Source organism: Streptomyces sp. NPDC026522 (assembly GCF_055567555.1).
In genome coordinates this window covers 132,062-147,583 of record NZ_JBVHQF010000014.1, presented here as the reverse complement: position 1 = coordinate 147,583, position 15,522 = coordinate 132,062, and the positions used below count along the sequence as shown (strand labels likewise).

The following is a 15,522-nucleotide window of genomic DNA, read 5'->3' as shown; positions in this document are numbered from 1 at the left end:
CTCGATGAGGACGAGGGGGATCCCATGATGAACGCGCGTGCCCGCACTCTGATCGCCGCCACCTTGCTCCTGGGCATCGTGTCCGGGACGGCCGTCGCCCATGCCGCACCGGGGCCGGTCGCCGCGTCGGCGAAGCCTTCGGTGCCGGTCTTCTCCACCGCGCCGGACGCGAAGGCGCTGTCGAAGGCGCTGGAGGGGGTCGGTGCCGGGAGCCGGGATGCGACGGCCGCCCTGGTGCGGGTCGGCGGATCGAGCGGCGGCTGGCAGGGGGTCGCCGGGGTGGCGGATCTCCGTACCGGGCGCCCGGCCCTGGAGCAGGGCCGGTTCCGGGCGGGATCGGTGACCAAGACCTTCACGGCGGCGGTGGTCCTGCAGCTCGCCGCGGAGGGCAGGCTCGACCTCGGCAAGCCGGTCCAGCAGTACCTGCCCGGGACCTTCCCCGACCGCTTCCCGTCGGTGTCGGTGCGCGAGCTGCTGAACCACACGAGCGGGATCCAGTCGGCCGACGGCCCGGGGGACGCCTTCGAGGCGCAGTGGGACCACCGCTTCGACGTCATCGATCCGCACGAGCAGATCGCCAACGCGCTCGCGAAGGGGCCGGAGTTCGACCCGGGCAGCGCGCAGCACTACTTGAACATCAACTACACCGTCCTGGGTGCCCTCATAGAGAAGCTGACGGGCACGGCGTACGAGGAACAGGTCGAGCGGCGCATCCTGCGTCCGCTGGGTCTGAGCCGGACCTCCTTCCCGGGACGGACGCAGACCCGGATACCGGGGCCGTACAACCACGGCTACCAGGCGGTGCCGCGTCCGGACGGCTCGACCGAGCTGCGGGACGTGTCGGTGTGGAACAGCTCCGGCCGCTGGGCGGCGGGTGACATCATCTCGACCACCGCGGACCTGGAGCGGTTCACCGTGGCCCTGTTCGCCGGGCGGGTCGTACCGCGGGCGCAGCTGGAGGAGATGTTCACCGTCCCGGCGGTGAAGGACGTCGAGAGCGGCGAGGACGCCGTCCTGACGGCGGGCCTGTCCAGGTTCGTCATGCCGGACGGCACCGAGGTATGGGGCAAGTCGGGGAGCCGCCTCGGCTACAGCACCGGCATAGGCGGCACCCGGGACCTCTCCCGGACGCTGGTCTACTCGGTCAATTCCACCGACGCGAAGGCAGAGGAGGCGAACCCGGTGGTCCAGCGCCTCCTGCTGGCCGCCCTCACCCAGCCGCACGCCTCATAACCCCCGCCAGCCGACGGCACACCGCCCCGGTTCCGGCCCCGGCCCCGGCGCACCGTAGGCCGACCCTCCTGGGCCGGCATCGCCTCCAGACGCCGCCGGACCGTGACGCAACTCAGAGTCCGACGATGGCGTTCCAGCGCTTGGCGAAGGACTGGCGCTCCGCCGAGGAGATGTCCCGGGCCACGACGAGGCGCTTGCGCATCTCGTCGTCCGGGAAGATCAGCGGGTTCGAGGCGAGTTCGGCGGTCTCCTTGTCCGGGGAGGCGGCCAGCACCTCGCGGGCGGCCGGGACCGGGCAGACGTAGTTGACGGCGGCGGCGAGTGACCCGGCCACGGCCGGGTCGTAGTAGTAGTCGACCAAGGCCTCGGCGTTGGCCTTGTGCAGGGCCAGGTTGGGGACCAGCAGGCTCTCCGCCCAGAGCTCGGCGCCCTCCTCCGGGACCACGAACTCGATGTCGGGGTTGTCGGCCTGCAGCTGGACGACGTCACCGGAGTACGCCTGGCAGGCCAGCACGTCGCCCTTGCTCAGGTCGGAGGTGTAGTCGTTGCCGGTGAAGCGGCGGATGTGCTTCTTCTTCACCATGCTCTCGACCTGGTCGCACATCCGGTGGAAGTCGTTCTCGGTCCAGCGGGTGACGTCCACCCCGTTGCCCTGCATCAACAGGGCGAAGGACTCGTCGAGTCCGGAGAAGAGCGTCACCTTGCCCGCCAGGTCGGGGTGCCACAGGTCCTTCACGGACTTGATCTCCCGGCCCAGCGACTTGCGGTTGTAGGCGATGCCGGTGATCCCCGACTGCCACGGCACGGTGTGCAGCCGCCCCTCGTCGAAGGCGGGGGAACGCAGCTGCGGGTCGAGGTACTTGGCCACGTTCGACTGCGTCGAGCGGTCCATCTTCTGGGCCCAGCCCAGGCGGACGAAGCGGGCGGCCATCCAGTCGCTGACCACCACCAGGTCGTGGCCGGTCTGCTGGTGGTTCATCAGGGCCGGGCTGACCTTGCCGAAGAACTCGTCGTTGTCGTTGATCTCCTCCGTGTACCGGACCTCGATGCCGGTCTTCTGGGAGAAGGCGTCCAGCGTCGGCCGGCGCTGCTCGTCCTCGTCGTCGGTGTCGATGTACAGCGGCCAGTTGGAGAACGCGAGGCTGCGGTCACCGGCGGAGCGGTCCGGGCCCTCCCGGCGGTCCTCGGGGACGTAGGCGGCGGGCACCCCGCAGCCGCTGAGGGCGGCCAGCAGGCCCGCGGCACCGAGGCCGCGCAGCGCGGCGCGGCGGGAGAAGGGGAGTTCAGGCATGCCCAAAGCCTGGGACAAGGCGAAGGGGCGGGCAATAGACAACGTGTCTACTGCCCGCCCCTTCAGCGTTCTGCGCTGATCAGTGCGTGACGGCCCCGCGGGCCGCCGCCCCGGGTCAGCCGTCGAGCGAGGTCATCACGTGCTTGATGCGGGTGTAGTCCTCGAAGCCGTATGCGGAGAGGTCCTTGCCGTAGCCGGACTTCTTGAAGCCGCCGTGGGGCATCTCGGCGACGAGCGGGATGTGGGTGTTGATCCACACGCAGCCGAAGTCGAGGTTCTTGGACATCCGCATCGCGCGGCCGTGGTTCTTGGTCCACACGGAGGAGGCGAGGGCGAACTCGACGCCGTTCGCGTACTCCAGTGCCTGGGCCTCGTCCGTGAACGACTGCACGGTGATGACGGGGCCGAAGACCTCGTTCTGGATGATCTCGTCGTCCTGCTTGAGGCCGGAGACCACGGTCGGGGCGTAGAAGTAGCCCTTCTCGCCCACCTGGTGGCCGCCCGCCTCGACCTTGGCGTGGGCGGGGAGCCGCTCGATGAAGCCCGCGACCTGCTTGAGCTGGTTCGGGTTGTTCAGCGGTCCGTACAGCACGTCCTCGTCGTCCGGCTGGCCCGTCTTGGTGTCCGCGGCGGCCTTGGCGAGCGCGGAGACGAACTCGTCGTGGATGGACTCGTGCACGAGCACGCGGGTCGCGGCGGTGCAGTCCTGACCGGCGTTGAAGTAGCCGGCGACCGCGATGTCCTCGACGGCCTTGGCGAGGTCGGCGTCCTCGAAGACCACGACCGGCGCCTTGCCGCCGAGCTCCAGGTGGACGCGCTTGACGTCCTTCGAGGCGCTCTCGGCGACCTGCATGCCCGCGCGCACCGAGCCGGTGATGGAGGCCATCGCCGGGGTGGGGTGCTCGACCATGGCCTTGCCGGTCTCACGGTCGCCGCAGACGACGTTGAAGACGCCCTTGGGCAGGATCGAGTCGATGATCTCGGCCATCAGGACGGTGGAGGCGGGGGTGGTGTCCGAGGGCTTGAGCACCACGGTGTTGCCCGCGGCGATGGCCGGGGCGAACTTCCACACGGCCATCATCATGGGGTAGTTCCACGGCGCGACCTGGGCGCAGACGCCGACCGGCTCACGGCGGATGATCGAGGTCATCCCGTCCATGTACTCGCCGGCCGAGCGGCCCTCCAGCAGGCGCGCGGCGCCCGCGAAGAAGCGGATCTGGTCCACCATCGGCGGCAGCTCCTCGCTGGCCGTCAGGCCCAGCGGCTTGCCGGTGTTCTGCGACTCGGCGGCCACCAGCTCGTCCGCGCGCGCCTCGAAGGCGTCCGCGATCTTGAGCAGGGCCTTCTGCCGCTCGGCGGGAGTGGTGTCGCGCCAGCCCGGGAAGGCCGCGGCGGCAGCCGCCATGGCCGCGTCCACATCGGCCTGACCGGAGAGCGGGGCGGTGGCGTACACCTCGCCGGTCGCGGGGTTGACCACATCGGTGGTCCGGCCGTCGGCGGCGTCCTTGAACTCTCCGCCGATGTAGTTGCGCAGACGACGCAGTTCGGTGGTCACTACAGCCACTCTCCTGATCAATGTCCAACGATTGAGACGAATCCCCAGCCTATCTCGTCCGACGACGCTTTCGACAGAGCCGGATGCCACGAACTGCGAAATCCGTGCAATCCGAGAGTCAAGACAACGAAATACATCGGTTACGGGTTGCGGAACCGACGACTCCTCGTGCACAGTGAGGTCGTGGTCAGTCGAAGCGCAGATTCCAGGAACAGACAACCGTCCCCTTCGGTCGATGCTGTGTCCCTGGCGATCATCGAGCAACTGCAGGAGGACGGTCGCCGTCCCTACGCAGCGATCGGCAAGGCCGTCGGCCTGTCGGAGGCAGCCGTACGCCAGCGCGTACAGAAGCTGCTCGACCAGGGCGTCATGCAGATCGTCGCCGTCACCGACCCGCTCACCGTGGGCCTGCGCCGTCAGGCCATGGTCGGCATCAACGTCGAGGGAGACCTCGACCCGGTGGCGGACGCACTGACCGCGATGGCCGAGTGCGAGTACGTGGTGATGACCGCGGGCTCCTTCGACCTGATGGTGGAGATCGTCTGCGAGGACGACGACCACCTGCTGGAGACGATCAACAAGAAGATCCGCGCGCTCCCCGGCGTGCGATCAACCGAAAGCTTCGTTTACTTGAAGCTGAAGAAGCAGACCTACATGTGGGGAACTCGATAGCCCGTGAGCCAAGACCTCTCCAAGACCGCGTACGACCACCTGTGGATGCACTTCACCCGCATGTCGTCGTACGAGAACTCCCCCGTCCCCACCATCGTGCGGGGTGAGGGCACTTACATCTTCGACGACAAGGGCAAGCGCTACCTGGACGGTCTCGCCGGACTGTTCGTGGTCAACGCCGGTCACGGCCGCAAGGAACTGGCCGAGGTCGCCTACAAGCAGGCGCAGCAGCTCGCGTTCTTCCCCATCTGGTCGTACGCGCACCCCCAGGCCGTCGAGCTCGCCGAGCGCCTCGCCGGCTACGCCCCCGGCGACCTGAACAAGGTCTTCTTCACCACCGGTGGCGGCGAGGCCGTCGAGACCGCGTGGAAGCTGGCCAAGCAGTACTTCAAGCTGCAGGGCAAGCACACCAAGTACAAGGTCATCTCGCGTGCGGTCGCCTACCACGGCACCCCGCAGGGTGCCCTGTCCATCACCGGCCTGCCGGCCCTGAAGGCCCCCTTCGAGCCGCTGGTCCCCGGCGCGCACAAGGTGCCGAACACCAACATCTACCGCGCCCCGATCTACGGCGACGACCCGGAGGCCTTCGGCCGCTGGTGCGCCGACCAGATCGAGCAGGAGATCCTGTTCGAGGGCGCCGATACCGTCGCCGCCGTCTTCCTGGAGCCGGTGCAGAACGCCGGCGGCTGCTTCCCGCCGCCGCCCGGGTACTTCCAGCGGGTCCGCGAGATCTGCGACGAGTACGACGTGCTGCTCGTCTCCGACGAGACGATCTGCGCCTTCGGCCGTCTCGGCACGATGTTCGCCTGTGACAAGTTCGGCTACGTACCGGACATGATCACCTGCGCCAAGGGCATGACCTCGGGCTACTCCCCGATCGGTGCCTGCATCATCTCGGACCGCATCGCCGAGCCGTTCTACAAGGGTGACAACACCTTCCTGCACGGCTACACCTTCGGCGGCCACCCGGTCTCCTCGGCGGTCGCGCTGGCCAACCTCGACATCTTCGACAAGGAAGGCCTCAACCAGCACGTGCTGGACAACGAGGGCGCCTTCCTGTCGACGCTGCAGAAGCTGCACGACCTGCCGATCGTCGGCGACGTCCGCGGCAACGGCTACTTCTACGGCATCGAGCTCGTCAAGGACAAGGTCACCAAGGAGTCCTTCACGGACGAGGAGACCGAGCGCGTGCTCTACGGCTTCCTCTCCAAGGCGCTCTTCGACAACGGCCTGTACTGCCGGGCCGACGACCGCGGCGACCCGGTCATCCAGCTGGCCCCGCCGCTGACCGCCGACCAGGGCACCTTCGACGAGATCGAAGGCATCCTGCGCTCGGTGCTCACCGAGGCCTGGACCAAGCTGTAAGCAGCGGCTGCCACCGGCTCCGGCCGGGCAGTGAACAGTCCGAACCACACGGCCCGGATCCCCCGTTCGAGTGAGAACGCGGGGGTCCGGGCCGCGTGCTGTCACCTTCCGGGACTTTCGTCTCGTTCCATCTCCTTGCGGCGCCAGTGACCGATGGGGCTCCGCTTCGTTCCCCCGGACGGAGGTGTACCCATGGTGGCTCCCGCAGACGATGCCCCGCCCGACGATGACGTCCTCTGGGCACGGTCCCTGCACTACTCCCACGCCGGCTCGCCCGGCCTCATCGGCGTCTCCGTCGGCGTCCGCCAGGGCGAGATCCTGGCCCTGACCGGCCCGCGCGGCAGCGGCAAGACCACCCTGCTGCGCTGTCTGGCCGGCTCGCTCAAGCCGGAGCAGGGCGAGGTCTGGTTCAACAGCGTCCCCGTGCACACCATGGGCGCCCTGGCCCGCGAGCGGCTGCGCCGCGACCGGTTCGGCTGGATCGGCCCCGAGCCGCACCTGGTGCCCGAGCTCAAGGTGTGGGAGAACGTCGCGCTGCCCCTGCTGATCGCCGGCTCCGCGCACCGCACCGCCAAGCGCACCGCCTGCGAATGGCTGGACCGGCTGGACATCGGCGCTTTCGCCCGCAAGCGGCCCGGCGCGCTGACCCGACCCGAGTCGCAGCGCGTCGCGCTGGCCCGGGCCCTGGTCAACGAGCCCGCGGTGATCTTCGCCGACGAGCCGACGGCCCCGCTGCACCGCGCCGAGCGGTCGCTGCTGCTGCGCACGCTGACCACCGCGGCCCGCTCACACGAGATCACCGTGCTGCTCGCCACCCACGACGAGGAGAGCGCGGCCGTCGCCGACCGCCGTTTCGCCCTGCTCGACGGCCGCACGGCCGGGGCCACCGCCGCCTCGGCCGGTCCCGCCGAGACGACGGAGGACCAGGCCGCGTGCTCGCTCTCCGCCTAGCCCGCGGCTCCCGCCCGCTGGTCCAGCTGCGCCGGCTCCTCGTCGCCGCCGCCTCGGCCGGCGCCGGGTTCCTGCTGCTGTACGTCCTCACGGAGGCGACCGCCCGGCCCGCCGGATCGTTCCCTCGGCTGCTGTGGGCGCTGGTGCCGCTCGCCGCCACCGTCCAGTTCGCGGTCGCGGTCGCCCGGACCGACCCGGCGACCCGGCCCCGGGAAGGGATGGACGCCGCCGGGCTGGGCCCCGTACGGCTCACCCTGGCCGCCGCCGTCTCCACCGCCGTCGCCTGCACCCTGGGCAGCGCCCTGGCCCTGGCCCTCGTGCTCCACCTGCGCGGCGAGCTCGCGGGGCTGCCCTTCGACGGGGCCGGTTCCGGTCTGCTCCACGCCGAGCAGCCGCTCCCGGTGGCGGCCGCGCTGACCCTGCTGGCCCTGCTCCCGCTGGCCGCCTCCGCCGCGACGGCCCTCGCCCTGCGCCCGCGGCCGGCCGGGGCCGGGCTGCCGCCGCAGACCGGGGTGCCGTGGGGGGTCGCGGTGTGCGCGTGCGGGCTCGCCCTCCAGGCGTACGCAGGCCAGGGCAGCCCCGCACTGCCCGCCGGGTGGGCGCTGATCGCGCTCGGGCTCGCGCTCGCCGGTCCGGGCCTGGCCCACGCCTGCGGGACCCTGGTGCTGGCCGTGCGCCCGGGCGCGCTACGCCTGCTCGCCGGGCGGGCGCTCCAGGCGGAGGCCCCCCGGGTGGGCCGTCCCCTCGGCGTGCTGTGCGCGGTCGGTGCGGCCGCCCTCACGGCGCTGGCCCTGCGCGAACGGGGCACCGTCTTCGCCCCGCTCGGCCCTTTGACCGGGCCCGCCGCGGCGCTCGTGGCGCTGTGCGCGGCCGCGACACTTCTCACATCGGCGGTGGAGTCCCGGCAGGCCCGGGCCGCCACCCGGGAAACCCTGACCGGCCTCGGCGCCCCGGGGACGGTGCTGCGTACGGCCGCCACTTTGCGGGCCTCCGCGCTCGTGGTGGTGTGCGTACCGCTCAGCTGGGGTGTGGCACAGCTGACGTCGCTCGCGCTGACCCGCTGACCCGCGCAGCCCTTAGGGTGGGCCGAATGGTCAACGCAGACATCGAGATCGAGACGCTCGCCGAATTCGACCAGGTCGTCGCCAGGGGCTCACTGAGCGGCTACCGCGTCCAGTCGGTCAACCTGCTGGAGCGGACCTTCGCCCTGCTGTCCGCCGACACCTCGGCCGCCGTCTTCCTCGGCTGCGCGATGGAACCCGACGCCGCGGCGAAGGTGCGCGCCGACGGCGCCCTGGTCTTCCCGCCGGTTCCGGACCTGCCGTTCAACCCGTACCGCAGCCTGCTGTACACGGCCGACGAGCTGTTCACCGGGCTGTCGGCGGGCTACGAGGCCACCCCGGACGCACAGGCCTACGCCTGGTTCCAGGAGACCAAGTCGGACGGCGACGTCTTCTCCTCGATGCTCCGCTCCATCCACGACGACGCGATATCCGACGCCCTCGACGAGCACCTGGCCGGTGCCCGGGTGGTCGGCGTGATGGGCGGCCACGCCATGGCCCGCGGCGCCGCCGACTACCGGGGCGCGGCCGAGCTGGGCCGCACCCTGGCCCGGTCCGGGCTGACCGTGGCCACGGGCGGCGGCCCGGGCGCGATGGAAGCGGCCAACCTCGGCGCCTATCTGGCCCCGGCCCCCGACGAGGCCCTCCCCGAGGCGCTGGAGCTGCTGGCCAAGGCGCCGTCCTTCGTGCCGTCCGTGTCCGACTGGGCGCGGGCCGCCTTCGCCGTGCTGGAGCGCTGGCCCGCGGGCGGCGATTCGGTGGGGATCCCGACCTGGTTCTACGGGCACGAGCCGCCGAACGCCTTCGCGGGCCACATCGCCAAGTACTTCGCGAACGCCACCCGCGAGGACGGGCTGCTCGCGCGGTCGAACGCGGGCGTGGTGTTCCTGCCGGGAGCCGCCGGCACCGTGCAGGAGATCTTCGACAACGCGACGCCGAACTACTACGCCTCGCGCGGCGAGCCGACGCCGATGGTCCTGGTCGACCGGCAGCACTGGACCGAGGAGCTGCCCGCCTGGCCGCTGCTCCGGGCCCTGGCCCGCGGCCGCGGCATGGAGTCGCGCATCGCGCTGGTCGAGTCGGTCGCCGAGGTCCCGGCGGCCCTCGGCGCGATGGGCTGACCGGCGCAGGCAACTTCCCGGGCGCTCCGCACGTCTGCCTTAGGTAATCACACCGCAAAATCTGCCAGACGCGAACGGAGCCCTCGGTGCTCATAGGACTGCTGACCGCCATCGCGGCGTCCATCTGCTACGGCACGGGATCCGTCCTGCAAGCCGTCGGCTCCCGGCGGGCGGCCCGCCTGTCGCCGGCCGCGACCGGGGTGACCGCGCACGGCGGCCCCAACCTGTCCTCGACCGCGAAAGCGGCGATGACCTGGGAGTTCATCGTCGGCACGATCCTGGACTTCGTGGGCTTCGGACTGGGCGCGCTCGCGGCGCGGCTGCTCCCGCTGTTCCTGTCCCAGACGGTGATCAGCGCCAACCTGGTCATCACGGCCGTGCTGAGCGTGAAACTGCTCGGCATCCGGCTCTCGCGCAAGGAGTGGACCTCCATCGGGGTGGTCTGCGCGGCGCTGGTGCTGCTGGCGACGGCCGCGGGGCACGAGGGCGGGCACCACGCCGCGATGTCCACGCACTGGTGGCTGCTGGCCGTCACCCTGCTGATCATCGTGGGCGGCACGGTGGCCGTACGCCTCCTCGGTGCGCGGGCCGCCATCCTGGCGGGCCTGCTGTCGGGGCTGGCCTTCGGCGCGCTCGGGGTCGGGGTACGGATCCTGGACGGGATCGAGCCGTTCTCGCTCGGGACCCTCCTGAGCGACCCGGCCCTCTACGCGATCGTGCTGGCGGGCGTCGGAGGCATGTACCTGCACACGGTCGCGCTGCAGATCGGGTCGGTGAACGGGGCCACGGCCGCGCTGGTGGTCGGGGAGACGGTGCTGCCCGGCGCGATCGGCGTGCTGTGGCTGGGCGACGCGTCCCGCCCGGGCCTGGCCTGGCTGGCGGCCCTGGGCTTCGTCCTGGCCGTGACGGGCGCGGTGGCGGTGGCCTGGTACGGCAACCACGACGCCGCCGATCCGCAGCCGGCCGCCGTCCCCGACCCGGTCCCGGCGTCCCGCTGACCGGGCCTACGGCGGCGGCAGGACCACCACCTCCGACGGCGTGAACGACACCGACACCCGCTCCCCCACCGCCGGGGCCCCTGCCAGCCCGCACTCGGACTCCAGCACCGGTCCCGCCTCGGGCCGCAGCAGCAGCGCGACGTGCGTCCCCCGGAACGTGCGGGACAGCACCTCGCAGCGGAGCCCGTCCGCGCCCAAGGTGACCCCGGCGGGGCGGATCAGCAGCTGCTGCGGCCCCTCGGGCGCCCCGGCCGGGACCGGGACCTTGCCCCACTCGGTGGCCGCGACCCCGCCCGACACCACCGCCGGGGTCACGTTCTCGAAGCCCAGGAACCGCGCCACGAACTCCGACGCGGGCCGCTGCCAGACCTCCAGCGGGGTCCCGGCCTGCGCGATCCGCCCGTCCCGCATCACCACCACCCGGTCGGCCAGCGCGAACGCCTCCCCCTGATCGTGGGTCACGGCCAGCACCGTCGTCCCCAGCCGGGCGAACAGCCCCCGCAGCTCGACCACCAGCCGCTCGCGCAGCCCCCGGTCCAGCTGCCCCAGCGGCTCGTCCAGCATCAGCAGCCGCGGGGACGGCGCCAGCGCCCGGGCCAGCGCCACCCGCTGCTGCTCGCCCCCGGACAGCGAGGCCACCGCCCGGCCCTGCGCCCCGGGCAGCCCCACCAGCTCCAGCAGTTCCGCGACCCGGGCCCCGTGGGAGCTCCGGCCACCGCCGCGCATCCGCAGCCCGAACGCCACGTTCCCGCCCACGTCCCGGTGCGGGAACAGCTGGTGGTCCTGGAACATCAGGCCCACCCCCCGCCGGTGCACCGGCACCCCGGCCTGGTCGGCGCCGCCCAGCAGCACCCGCCCGCCGGACACCGGCTGGAGCCCGGCCACCACCCGCAGCAGCGTGGACTTGCCGCTGCCGCTCGGCCCCAGCACGCAGACGGTCTCGTGCTCGGCGACCGTGAGGTCCACACCGTCCAAGGCGTTCACGGCGGCCCGCCCGCCGAAGCGGACCGACACGCCCTCCAGCCGGAGCAAGGTCATCAGAACTCTCCCGAGGTCTTGTCGGGCCGCAGCCGCTCCAGCACCAGCAGGGACACCGCGCACACCAGCATCAAAATCGTGCTCAGGGCCATTGCCTGCCCGTAGTTCATCTCCCCCGCCCGCCCCAGCAGCCGCGCCACGGCCACCGGCAGCGTCGGCCGGTCCGGCCGGGCGATGAAGACGGTCGCCCCGAACTCCCCCAGCGACACCGCGAAGGCGAAACCGGCCGCGATCAGCAGCGCCCGCCGCACCAGCGGCAGGTCCACCGCGCGCCATGCCCGCCACGGCGACGCGCCGAGCACCGCGGCGGCCTCGCGCAGCCGCAGGTCCACCGCGCGGAGCACCGGCAGCATGGTCCGTACGACGAACGGGACGCCCACCAGCGCCTGCGCGAGCGGCACCAGGATCCACGAGGTCCGCAGGTCCAGCGGCGGCTCGTCCAAAGTGATCAGGAACCCGAAGCCCACCGTCACCGCCGACACCCCGAGCGGCAGCATCAGCAGCGCGTCGAACCCGCGCACGAACCGCCCGCCGCGCCGGGTGAGCGCGGCCGCCGCGAGCCCGCCGATCAGCACGGCGATGGCCGTCGCGGCCACCGCGTACTCCAGGGAGTTCCCGATCGACTCCAGCGGCGGTACCAGGAAGGTCCCGGACCCGGCCTGCTCCAGCGCCCGGTAGAAGCCGAGCCCGTATCCGCCGGGCGCGTCGAGGGAGCGCTCCACCAGCACGCCGAGCGGCAGCACGATCAGCAGCACCACCGTCAGCAGCACCCCGCCCAGCAGCGCGCGCTGCCCGGGCCCCTGCGGCCGGTGCGCGGTCCGGCCGGGGTCCACCAGCCGCAGGGCGGTCTCCCGCCGGCGCACGGTCCGCGCGTGCACGGCCAGGACCAGCCCCATCGCGGCGAACTGGACCATGGTCAGCACGGCGGCCGTCGGCAGGTCCAGCAGCTGCGCGGTCTGCCGGTACACCTCCACCTCCAGGGTGGAGTAGGCGGGTCCGCCCAGGATCTGCACGACGCCGAAGGAGGAGAAGGTGAACAGGAAGACCATCAGCGCGGCCGCGGCCACCGCCGGGGCCAGCGCGGGCAGCGTCACCCGCCGCCACGCGGCGAACCGCCCCGCGCCCAGCACCCGCGCGGCCTCCTCCTGCCGCGGGTCGAGCTGCGCCCAGAGCCCGCCGACCGTCCGTACGACCACGGCGTAGTTGAAGAAGACGTGCGCGAGCAGGATCGCCCAGACGGTGGTGTCGAGCCGGATCCCCCACAGTTCGTCCAGCAGCCCGCCCCGGCCGACCAGCGCGAGGAAGGCCGTACCGACCACCACGGTCGGCAGCACGAACGGAACCGTCACAACCGCCCGCAGCAGCCCCTTGCCCGGGAAGTCGAAGCGGGCGAATACGTACGCGCCGGGGAGCGCGATCAGCAGCGTGAGCGCCGTCGAGGCGAGCGCCTGCCAGGTCGTGAACCACAGCACCTCGGCGATGTCGGGCCGGGCCAGCACCTCGCCGATCCGGCCGAACTGCCACCCCTCGTCCGTCTTGAGCCCGCGCCCCACGATCGCGGCGACGGGATAGGCGAAGAACAGCCCGAAGAAGACGAGCGGGACGGCCATCAGACCCAGCCTGACGGCCGTGGCCCGCCCGCGCTCGCGCCCCGGTGCGGTGAAGGCTCCGGCAGCGGCGGCAGCTCCGGACGCCGCGGAGGCTCCGGACGTCTCGGGACCGCTTCCGGGGGCTACTTCACGACGAGCGAGGACCATGCCTTGACCCACTGCTCACGGTTCTTGGCGATGGCGTCCGGGGCGACGTTCTCCGGCTTGTCGATCACCACGCCGTGCTTCGTGAAGAGCTCCGGCAGCTTGGCGTCCTTGACGACCGGGTTCACGAACATCTGGAGCGGCATGTCCTCCTGGAACTTCTTGCTCACCAGGAAGTCCAGGAGCGCCTTGCCGCCCGCCTCGTTCTTCGCGCCCTTGAGCAGGCCGGCGAACTCGACCTGGCGGAAGCACGTGCCGGTGGAGACGCCCGTCGGCGCCTCGGCCGGCTGCGGCTCGCCGTACAGCACCTCGACCGGCGGGCTGGAGGCGTAGGAGACGACCAGCGGCCGGTCGCCCATGGCCTTCTTGCCGCCCGCGGAGCCGGAGAACCGCTCGTTGTAGGCCTGCTCCCAGCCGTCGACGACCTCGACGCCGTTGGCCTTGAGCTTGCTCCAGTAATCCTTCCAGCCTTCGTCGCCGTACTTCCCGACGGAGGCGAGGAGGAACCCGAGGCCGGGCGAGGAGGTCGCGGCGTTCTCGGTGACCAGCAGGTTCTTGTACTCCGGCTTGACCAGGTCGTCCAGCGTCTGCGGCGGGGCGAGCTTCTTGTCCGCGAAGTACTGCTTGTCGTAGTTGACGCAGATGTCGCCGGAGTCCACCGGGGTGACCCGGTGCTGCTTGTCCAGCACGTACTCGGGCTTGACCTCGCCGAGGCCCTTGGCCTCGTAGGGCGTGAAGATGCCGTTGTCGAGCGCGCGGGACAGCAGCGTGTTGTCCACGCCGAAGAAGACGTCGCCGCGCGGCGATCCCTTGGTGAGGATCTCCTGGTTGAGCGCGGCGCCGGCGTCCCCGGACTTGAGGACCTTGACGGTGTAGCCGCTCTGCTGCTCGAACTCCTTGAGGACCGGCTCGCTCACGGCGAAGGAGTCGTGGGAGACGAGGGTGACGGTCTTGGGCTTCGGCGCGTCGCTCGCGCCCGCCGCGGGCTTGCCGCCGGCGTCGCCGCCACAGGCGCTGAGCGTGCCGACGCTCAGCGCGGTCACGAGCAGGGCGCCCGCGAACTTCTTGGTGGTGCTCACTGGTGAATTCCTCCTGGGATATCCAGGAGAAGACGCGGCCCTGCCCGGCGCTCAGTGCGAGCGGTCGCCGGGCAGGGCGCAACAGCTTGAGTGAATGACCGAACTTCCTACCCCGAATGACCGGGGCGAGGTTCAGAGGGTCTGCGGATGACGGTTACCGCACTCTCAGCGCTGTGGCGCTCCCCTGTCGGAATATGCAATTGGTTCGGCCACAGGGTACCCCGTGGCCGAACGGCCCCAGGAGGGCGCGTCAGCGCTCGGACGCGGCCAGCTGGCCGCACGCGCCGTCGATCTCCTGACCGCGGGTGTCGCGTACGGTCACCGGCACCCCGTGCCGGGCGATCGCCTCGACGAACGCCTTCTCGTCCTCCGGCCGCGAGGCGGTCCACTTCGAGCCGGGCGTCGGGTTCAGCGGGATGAGGTTGACGTGTACGCGCTTGCCCTTGAGCAGCCTGCCGAGCAGGTCACCACGCCAGGCCTGGTCGTTGATGTCGCGGATCAGGGCGTACTCGATCGACACCCGGCGGCCGGACTTCTCGGCGTACTCCCACGCCGCGTCCAGCACCTCGCGCACCTTCCACCGGGTGTTCACCGGCACCAGGGTGTCGCGCAGCTCGTCGTCCGGCGCGTGCAGCGAGACGGCGAGGCGGCACTTGAAGCCCTCGTCGGCGAAGCGCAGCATCGCCGGGACCAGGCCGACGGTGGAGACGGTGATCCCGCGCTGCGACAGGCCCAGTCCGTCGGGCTCCGGGTCGGTCAGCCGGCGGATGGCGCCGACGACGCGGTTGTAGTTGGCCAGCGGCTCGCCCATGCCCATGAAGACGATGTTCGACAGCCGGGCCGGGCCTCCGGGGACCTCGCCGTCGCGCAGCGCGCGCATGCCGTCGACGATCTGGTGCACGATCTCGGCGGTCGACAGGTTGCGGTCCAGCCCGGCCTGGCCGGTGGCGCAGAACGGGCAGTTCATACCGCAGCCGGCCTGGGAGGAGATGCACATGGTGACCCGGTCGGGGTAGCGCATCAGCACCGACTCCACGAGGGTGCCGTCGTGCAGCTTCCACAGGGTCTTGCGGGTGGTGTCGTCGTCACAGCTGATGTGCCGGACCACGTTCATCAGGTCGGGCAGCAGCTCCTGGCGGAGCTTGTCCCGCGAGCCCGCCGGGATGTCGGTCCACTCGGCGGGGTCGTGCGCGTAGCGCGCGAAGTAGTGCTGCGAGAGCTGCTTGGCCCGGAACGGCTTCTCGCCGATCGCGGCGACCGCCTCGCGGCGTTCGGCCGGGGTCATGTCGGCGAGGTGCCGGGGCGGCTTCTTCGCTCCGCGAGGGGCGACGAAAGTGAGCTCTCCCGGAACGGGGCGGGCCATGGCGGGTACTCCTTGTAAGACGAAAGGCGCGCCGCAGAAGC

General features: G+C 71.5%; 13 protein-coding genes. 7 read left to right on the top strand and 6 right to left on the bottom strand.

Annotation, left to right across the window (positions count from 1 at the left end; genetic code table 11):
- The first annotated feature begins 27 nt into the window (after positions 1-27).
- Positions 28-1,233 (top strand): serine hydrolase domain-containing protein, encoded by a 1,206-nt coding sequence (locus ACZ4M3_RS30960; protein ID WP_467738328.1) that lies wholly within the window; start codon positions 28-30, stop codon positions 1,231-1,233.
- Between the two features lie 112 nt (positions 1,234-1,345).
- Here ACZ4M3_RS30960 and ACZ4M3_RS30955 read toward each other — a convergent pair whose 3' ends face one another.
- Positions 1,346-2,524 (bottom strand): polyamine ABC transporter substrate-binding protein, encoded by a 1,179-nt coding sequence (locus tag ACZ4M3_RS30955; protein ID WP_467738210.1) that lies wholly within the window; start codon positions 2,522-2,524, stop codon positions 1,346-1,348.
- A gap of 115 nt (positions 2,525-2,639) precedes the next feature.
- Positions 2,640-4,079: a gamma-aminobutyraldehyde dehydrogenase gene (locus ACZ4M3_RS30950; protein WP_467738208.1), complete on the bottom strand. Its 1,440-nt coding sequence runs from the start codon at positions 4,077-4,079 to the stop codon at positions 2,640-2,642.
- 168 nt (positions 4,080-4,247) lie between these two features.
- Between ACZ4M3_RS30950 and ACZ4M3_RS30945 the strand changes: the two genes are divergently transcribed.
- From ACZ4M3_RS30945 to ACZ4M3_RS30920, 6 genes are all read left to right on the top strand, one after another.
- The gene (locus tag ACZ4M3_RS30945) at positions 4,248-4,751 is read left to right on the top strand and encodes an Lrp/AsnC family transcriptional regulator (RefSeq protein ID WP_073910973.1); all 504 of its coding nucleotides are present in this window, start codon (positions 4,248-4,250) and stop codon (positions 4,749-4,751) included.
- Positions 4,752-4,754: 3 nt separating this feature from the next.
- The gene (locus tag ACZ4M3_RS30940) at positions 4,755-6,116 is read left to right on the top strand and encodes an aspartate aminotransferase family protein (RefSeq protein WP_467738206.1); all 1,362 of its coding nucleotides are present in this window, start codon (positions 4,755-4,757) and stop codon (positions 6,114-6,116) included.
- 192 nt (positions 6,117-6,308) lie between these two features.
- Positions 6,309-7,067, top strand: a complete 759-nt coding sequence (locus tag ACZ4M3_RS30935; protein ID WP_467738204.1) for an ABC transporter ATP-binding protein — start codon at positions 6,309-6,311, stop codon at positions 7,065-7,067.
- Complete coding sequence (locus ACZ4M3_RS30930; protein ID WP_467738202.1) at positions 7,049-8,131, top strand: hypothetical protein; 1,083 nt, start codon at positions 7,049-7,051, stop codon at positions 8,129-8,131. The genes ACZ4M3_RS30935 and ACZ4M3_RS30930 overlap by 19 nt, the downstream gene beginning before the upstream one ends.
- A 26-nt stretch (positions 8,132-8,157) precedes the next feature.
- The gene (locus tag ACZ4M3_RS30925; RefSeq protein WP_467738200.1) at positions 8,158-9,249 is read left to right on the top strand and encodes an LOG family protein; all 1,092 of its coding nucleotides are present in this window, start codon (positions 8,158-8,160) and stop codon (positions 9,247-9,249) included.
- Positions 9,250-9,335: 86 nt separating this feature from the next.
- On the top strand, positions 9,336-10,247 hold the full coding sequence (locus tag ACZ4M3_RS30920) for a DMT family protein (protein ID WP_467738198.1): 912 nt from the start codon (positions 9,336-9,338) through the stop codon (positions 10,245-10,247).
- A gap of 6 nt (positions 10,248-10,253) precedes the next feature.
- Here ACZ4M3_RS30920 and ACZ4M3_RS30915 read toward each other — a convergent pair whose 3' ends face one another.
- The 4 genes from ACZ4M3_RS30915 to rlmN all read right to left on the bottom strand — a co-directional run bounded on the left by ACZ4M3_RS30915 (position 10,254) and on the right by rlmN (position 15,481).
- Positions 10,254-11,285: an ABC transporter ATP-binding protein gene (locus tag ACZ4M3_RS30915; protein ID WP_467738197.1), complete on the bottom strand. Its 1,032-nt coding sequence runs from the start codon at positions 11,283-11,285 to the stop codon at positions 10,254-10,256.
- Entirely contained in the window at positions 11,285-12,895 is a 1,611-nt protein-coding gene (locus ACZ4M3_RS30910) for an ABC transporter permease (protein WP_467738195.1), read from the bottom strand. The genes ACZ4M3_RS30915 and ACZ4M3_RS30910 overlap by 1 nt, the downstream gene beginning before the upstream one ends.
- A 122-nt stretch (positions 12,896-13,017) precedes the next feature.
- Complete coding sequence (locus tag ACZ4M3_RS30905) at positions 13,018-14,118, bottom strand: thiamine ABC transporter substrate-binding protein (protein WP_467738193.1); 1,101 nt, start codon at positions 14,116-14,118, stop codon at positions 13,018-13,020.
- Between the two features lie 250 nt (positions 14,119-14,368).
- Positions 14,369-15,481: a dual-specificity RNA methyltransferase RlmN gene (rlmN, locus tag ACZ4M3_RS30900; RefSeq protein WP_453351632.1), complete on the bottom strand. Its 1,113-nt coding sequence runs from the start codon at positions 15,479-15,481 to the stop codon at positions 14,369-14,371.
- Between the last annotated feature and the right edge of the window lie 41 nt (positions 15,482-15,522).

Coding starts and splice junctions, on each gene's coding strand:
- ACZ4M3_RS30935 (WP_467738204.1), top strand. CDS start 6,309: ATGGTGGCTCCCGCAGACGATGCCCCGCCCGACGATGACGTCCTCTGG.
- ACZ4M3_RS30925 (WP_467738200.1), top strand. CDS start 8,158: ATGGTCAACGCAGACATCGAGATCGAGACGCTCGCCGAATTCGACCAG.
- ACZ4M3_RS30910 (WP_467738195.1), bottom strand. CDS start 12,895: ATGGCCGTCCCGCTCGTCTTCTTCGGGCTGTTCTTCGCCTATCCCGTC.
- rlmN (WP_453351632.1), bottom strand. CDS start 15,481: ATGGCCCGCCCCGTTCCGGGAGAGCTCACTTTCGTCGCCCCTCGCGGA.
- ACZ4M3_RS30915 (WP_467738197.1), bottom strand. CDS start 11,285: ATGACCTTGCTCCGGCTGGAGGGCGTGTCGGTCCGCTTCGGCGGGCGG.
- ACZ4M3_RS30960 (WP_467738328.1), top strand. CDS start 28: ATGAACGCGCGTGCCCGCACTCTGATCGCCGCCACCTTGCTCCTGGGC.
- ACZ4M3_RS30955 (WP_467738210.1), bottom strand. CDS start 2,524: ATGCCTGAACTCCCCTTCTCCCGCCGCGCCGCGCTGCGCGGCCTCGGT.